Source organism: Candidatus Methylobacter favarea (assembly GCF_902806695.1).
Lineage (GTDB): Bacteria > Pseudomonadota > Gammaproteobacteria > Methylococcales > Methylomonadaceae > Methylobacter_B > Methylobacter_B favarea.
The window spans coordinates 1-4,960 of record NZ_CADCXN010000016.1; the positions used below are offsets into that span (position 1 = coordinate 1).

The window sequence follows — 4,960 nt, forward strand, 5'->3', positions numbered from 1 at the left end:
TAATGAGGCCGAAAAGCATGTGCCCATCCTATGTTGCTGTAGTCCTTCACGTCGAGCCGGAAAACAGGCAGGAAATATTTTAGGCCAAGCAGGCGCCAACTGAACCGGTTCATGGCCAGCACGCCCAAGCTGACTAACAGCCAGGTTGCAGGCTCAGGGACTGAGCCATTGGCATTAGCCTCGACGGTAACACGGCCTGCCGCGACAGTCTCGATAGGGAGGGGATTGCCGTTGGCGTCGCCAATGGCGTTCAGGGAAATATTCAAGGGGCTCACCCCGGCTGCAAGGGCGTTGAACGATAAAGTCGCCAAGGTGAAGCTGCCGGCCTGTAGCGTATTTAAATCAGCCACAGTGCCAAGAGAAAGCTCGACGAGATTAACTGAACCGTCTCGGGGCGTAAAGGAACGGTCGGCGCTCTGGTCCAGCGCCAGTTGATCGCCCAAACCAGGATCACCGAAAACGACCCCGCCCAGGCCCAGGATGGAGGGCTCGTAATCAACATCGATATCAAATACGCCCAGCGAAGGGGAAACATGATCACCTAACCCGGAAATTATTAAAGCCATATCCAACGATGAGCCCGTTGCGGCCGAGGCCGTAACCGGCGTCCAACTGAGGGTGATCGCTTTGGACGGCAGGGCAACCAGCAGCAGCGCCATACCAATGAGCCGAATCAGGAAAGTAGTCATGATATTACTCCTAGCGGTTGGGTCGGGGCGCCGCGCATTGCGGCTGCGTGCACAGCAGCACCAGCTTGCGGGCATCGAGGGCGTCGATGCTCAGATCGCCGTTGAGGTCGCGCACATCGTCGGGGCCGTCGGCAGGCTGATTCAAAGCCGCCGTAATCCGGGCCAGATCACTGCGGTCAATGTCACCGTCCTGGTTAATGTCGCCCAGAGTTTTGAAGGTGATTTTAAAGACGCTGTTGCCATTGGTGCCGACATACAGGGTCGCCCCGTCAAGGGGATCTATGGCGAGGGCGGGGACTCTGAAGGAGCGGCTAAGCGGCAAGCCGGAGTTGATCGCCTGCCAGCTATCGCCGCCATTACTACTCTTGAAGACGCCCTTGTCGGTGCCGGCATATAGGGTCTCCGGATCGACGGGATCAATGGTAAGGGCGGAGACGATTAAGACGGGGGCTCCAACGAAGCTGAAAAGTGGCACCGGCAACCCTGAGTTGACTGCCTGCCAGCTGGCGCCGCCGTTGGTGCTCTTGAAGACACCCTTCCCCCTATTAAAGGGAACCGCCGCGGTACCCGCATAGAGGGTCAACGGATCGACGGGATCAATGGCGAGGACAGAGACGCCGAAGTCAGACGGCAGGCCGGAAGTGACCGCTTGCCAACTGGCGCCGCCATTGCTGCTCTTGAAGACGCCGCCATAACCTCCAGCATATAGAGTCAGCGGATCGACGGGATCAATGGCGAGGACAGAGACGCCGAAGTCAGACGGCAGGCCGGAAGTGACCGCTTGCCAACTGGCGCCGCCATTGCTGCTCTTGAAGACGCCGCCATAACCTCCAGCATATAGAGTCAGCGGATCGACGGGATCGATCGCCACGGTAGTAACCGTTCCTCCTTCCGGTCCAATGGCGGTCCATTTATTGATGCCCGCCTGGGCTATACCTGCAAAACCGCCCGCCAAGAGCAAACAGATGCAGATCAGGACGCTGGCGTTATATTTAGTTGTGCTATGCTCAAGCACGGTCATGACTCTGTTCATCCTCACCTCTCAGCCGCCGTAGCGATGTTTTGACTGATAAGAAGCCAAGTGCCGCGCCTTTCCCCCCCGATGTTTGGGAATCAGGCCAGGCGCCGTGATTTTCCATCACGGGTGGCAGGTCTGGTTATGCTTGGGTATAAACCTAACACATGTTAGGTCAAACATCAATTATGATTCTCTTCCAGGGCATAGGCCTCTAAACCCGTGCCTGCCCCTTCTTCCTTGCCGGAGAAGAGGCAGGCACGGGGATATAAATAATTGATTTTTTCTCCTCTTCTAACTCTCTCTCCATCAGGAGAAGGTTAGAGTCAATTTGCAACTTTGGTGTCGTTTGTTTAAATGCACCCAATATTTACCTGTTAGAGGGGAAGAACAAAAATGTTATTAACTCCCAACTTCTCCTCTTCCATACCTTACCTCATAAAGCGCCTGGCTGATCGAAAGCAGGGTATGAGTTCAGGGGCCTTTGAACCGGCACCCTGCCGAGTCTTACCTTCGTCACCCCAGCTTATCCATTAACGACGTCCTTCAGGTGTTTACCGGGTTTAAAAGAAGGAATGTTGCTGGCCGCAATAGTGAGGGCCTGGCCGTTTTGTGGATTTCGGCCGGCACGCTCGGCTCTGGCTTTGAGCTCAAAGGCGCCAAAACCGACCAGGCTAATGCTATCGCCGGCTTTTAACGTCGCTTCGATGGTGTTGAGCAAGGCATCCAGGCTACGGCCGGCATCGACTTTGCTTAACTGAGCGTGGCTAGCGATTGCGTTGATGAGTTCTGATTTGTTCATGAAGCTATCCCTTAATGAATAACGGTTAGGTTAAGTGAGTTTGAATACGCTTTATAGCTTATTTTTCGGCACAAATAAAATAATTGCAGGCTGCAACAATTAACTGATTGGCGGGTTTTGGGTGCTGATCAGCAAACCGCTCTAAAGTTTCACGGGATTTATCTGTGAATCCCGCTATGATAATTACCCATGCCAGCGCAATTCATGCGAACTGATGAAAAAACAAGGTTGAGCATGTCACCTCCATCCGAAATAGAACTGGTGCTGCCGCCGAATTCCCGCTTGCTGATGCAGAGTAGCTTTTTAGCAATTGTCCAGTGCTTAGCCTGAGTGGACTCAATAATTGCGGCACATTTTGTTGAATGTGTGAGCCAGTTGATATTTTAATCTGAATGAAGCAGTTACTGCCACCTAGGAATTCTTGGCGCATGACACAACGCTTTGGGTAAGTACCAAGATGGCACTTTTGGCAGCTATGGGGTAACTAACCCGTATTGAAAAGCACACTCCTTGATTTTCGCTGGCTTCATAGCCTCCAAAACACTAAAACATGAGACAAAACGCGATTTACCGCCCATTATCTATCTTGAAATGTCATGATATTTCATGATAGATTTGAGCAGTATCATTAAATCCTATTTCAAGGAGGTGCTTATGTCGGAAGTCCGCGAAAAATTCGCCACACAAGTTGACGCCAGTGTGTTGGCTCAGGTGCGCGAGTTGGCCAAAAGCGAAGGACGCCAAATACAAACGCTGGTGGACGAGGCTTTAAGCGATTTGATCGAGAAGCGCCGACAAGCACGGCCACGTTCCCATGTCATGGCGACCTATCAGGCCAGTCATGGGCGTTTTTCAGGCCTCTATGAAAAGCTGGCCAAATGACCGATTACCTGACGCTGGTGGAAGTTCTGGCCATCCATGACGACCAGGTGGAACGTTATGGCGGCTTGAACGAAATCCGCGATCACGGCCAGCTTGAAGCGGCCTTGTTCCGGATGCAGTCAGGCTATTATCCCGATGTGATCGGCGAGGCCGCCGCGCTTTGGGAAAGCCTTTCGCAAAACCATCCGTTCCTCGACGGCAACAAGCGCACAGCTTTCGCCTGTGCCTACACTTTTTTAGCGATCAATGGGATCGAGATCACGGCGGATTCGGAAAGCGTTTACGCCTTTCTCATGGATTTATACGAAAACAACCGCTTCCAGTTTGAAGAACTTGACCGCTGGTTGCGGTTGAACACCAAAGGCTTTGTGTAATCTTGGCCGCTGTTCTTGTTGGGATCAGCTCACGAAACGGAAAAAATCGTACGCTAAGCTGTGATTGCGAGTTTGAATACCCGGCTTGGTTGCGTCCAGTTGAAGTAGACCTTAAATGGGCGTCAGTTATGAACTGTAAATTGCGTCAAGATAGGGTCTGTTTCGGTATTTATTGACGAATTCTGCGCAAAATCTTAGGCTTTAATCTGACAGTTTTTGTCTTGGCATACGATTTTTTCCGTTTTCTCTGTTTACCCCTTTTTACGCTTCTTTTCCATTATCAGCCAAAGCCCGGTATACCGAAGCACGGCCAATGCCTAATTGCCGCGCAATCTCAGTCGCCCCAAGCTTTTCCTCTTTATATAAGCGTTGGATTTCGTCGGTGTCGATGGAAGGTTTGCGGCCACGGTAGACGCCGCGTGATTTTGCAGCAGCGATCCCTTCAAGCTGCCGTTCACGCCGGAGATTGGTTTCAAATTCTGCGAAAACGCCTAACATGTCCAGGAAAGCTTTCCCTGCCGCACTGCGGGTATCGATAGGTTGTTCAGTTGCCTTGAGGGTGACGCCTTGTTCCTTCAGCGTGAATACAATGTCTTGCAGGTCTTTAATGCTACGCGCAAGCCGATCTATTCGAGTAACAACCAGGGTGTCACCGGGTCTGAGAAATGAAAGCAATAGGTCAAGCTCTGCGCGCCCGTTACGAGTAGCGCCAGAGGCCTTCTCGGCCCGGATAACATCGCAACCCGCCTGTTTTAAGGCTTGCTCTTGCAAAGAGTAATCCTGATCGGCGCTGGAAACCCGTGCGTAGCCGTATAACGCCATTTATTCCGGCCAGAACTCAGGGCTCATGACCTGATCGAAGTCCCACGGGCAAGCTTCAGGAAATACGTTCAAAATCCCGGTCTCGTTCTCTGCGATGCGCGCCGCATCAGCCCATGACTCTAACCAAAACTCAGCGTTTGCAAGTTCGGGTTTTAAACTAGGGGTGTTATTGAGCCTGCGCATAATCATATTACGCTGGTCTTTGATCGTTCGTTCCCAGCTCTTGCCACGGTGGCTGGGCTGATACCGCAGGGGTTACGCATTAAAACTGTTTTCTGCTGACACTGGCTTTTTTGCGCATCCGAAGAGTAGATGAGCCATATAGTCATTGTTCCACCCGGCGTTTTGGCGCCGCCCACGCAGGCTGAATTGGTTG

Annotated in this window: 8 protein-coding genes; 2 read left to right on the forward strand and 6 right to left on the reverse strand. The window is 52.2% G+C overall.

Annotated features, from left to right (window positions below):
* From HUX64_RS02115 to HUX64_RS02125, 3 genes are all read right to left on the reverse strand, one after another.
* Positions 1 to 689: cohesin domain-containing protein (locus HUX64_RS02115; RefSeq protein ID WP_174624597.1), on the reverse strand; the 689-nt coding region annotated here is incomplete at its 3' end.
* Positions 690 to 699: 10 nt separating this feature from the next.
* Positions 700 to 1,710, reverse strand: coding sequence for a dockerin type I domain-containing protein (locus tag HUX64_RS02120; RefSeq protein ID WP_174624598.1), 1,011 nt, complete (start codon positions 1,708 to 1,710; stop codon positions 700 to 702).
* Positions 1,711 to 2,230: 520 nt separating this feature from the next.
* Positions 2,231 to 2,506 carry an HU family DNA-binding protein gene (locus tag HUX64_RS02125; protein ID WP_174624599.1) on the reverse strand — a complete coding sequence of 92 codons (276 nt, stop codon included), beginning with the start codon at positions 2,504 to 2,506 and terminating at the stop codon, positions 2,231 to 2,233.
* A 654-nt stretch (positions 2,507 to 3,160) separates the two neighbouring features.
* Here HUX64_RS02125 and HUX64_RS02130 point away from each other — a divergent pair.
* On the forward strand, positions 3,161 to 3,388 hold the full coding sequence (locus HUX64_RS02130; protein WP_174624600.1) for a hypothetical protein: 228 nt from the start codon (positions 3,161 to 3,163) through the stop codon (positions 3,386 to 3,388).
* A complete protein-coding gene (locus HUX64_RS02135; RefSeq protein WP_174624601.1) occupies positions 3,385 to 3,762 on the forward strand; it encodes a type II toxin-antitoxin system death-on-curing family toxin in 378 nt (125 codons plus the stop codon). Before HUX64_RS02130 ends, HUX64_RS02135 begins: the two co-directional genes overlap by 4 nt.
* Positions 3,763 to 4,023: 261 nt before the next feature.
* Here the strand turns inward: HUX64_RS02135 and HUX64_RS02140 are convergent, their stop codons facing one another.
* The 3 genes from HUX64_RS02140 to HUX64_RS19090 form a co-directional block, all read right to left on the reverse strand.
* On the reverse strand, positions 4,024 to 4,584 hold the full coding sequence (locus tag HUX64_RS02140) for a recombinase family protein (protein ID WP_174624602.1): 561 nt from the start codon (positions 4,582 to 4,584) through the stop codon (positions 4,024 to 4,026).
* Positions 4,585 to 4,773 carry a DUF29 family protein gene (locus HUX64_RS02145; protein WP_246246874.1) on the reverse strand — a complete coding sequence of 63 codons (189 nt, stop codon included), beginning with the start codon at positions 4,771 to 4,773 and terminating at the stop codon, positions 4,585 to 4,587.
* The coding region (locus tag HUX64_RS19090; protein WP_217426401.1) for a hypothetical protein at positions 4,770 to 4,960 on the reverse strand (191 nt) is incomplete at its 5' end. The genes HUX64_RS02145 and HUX64_RS19090, both read right to left, overlap by 4 nt.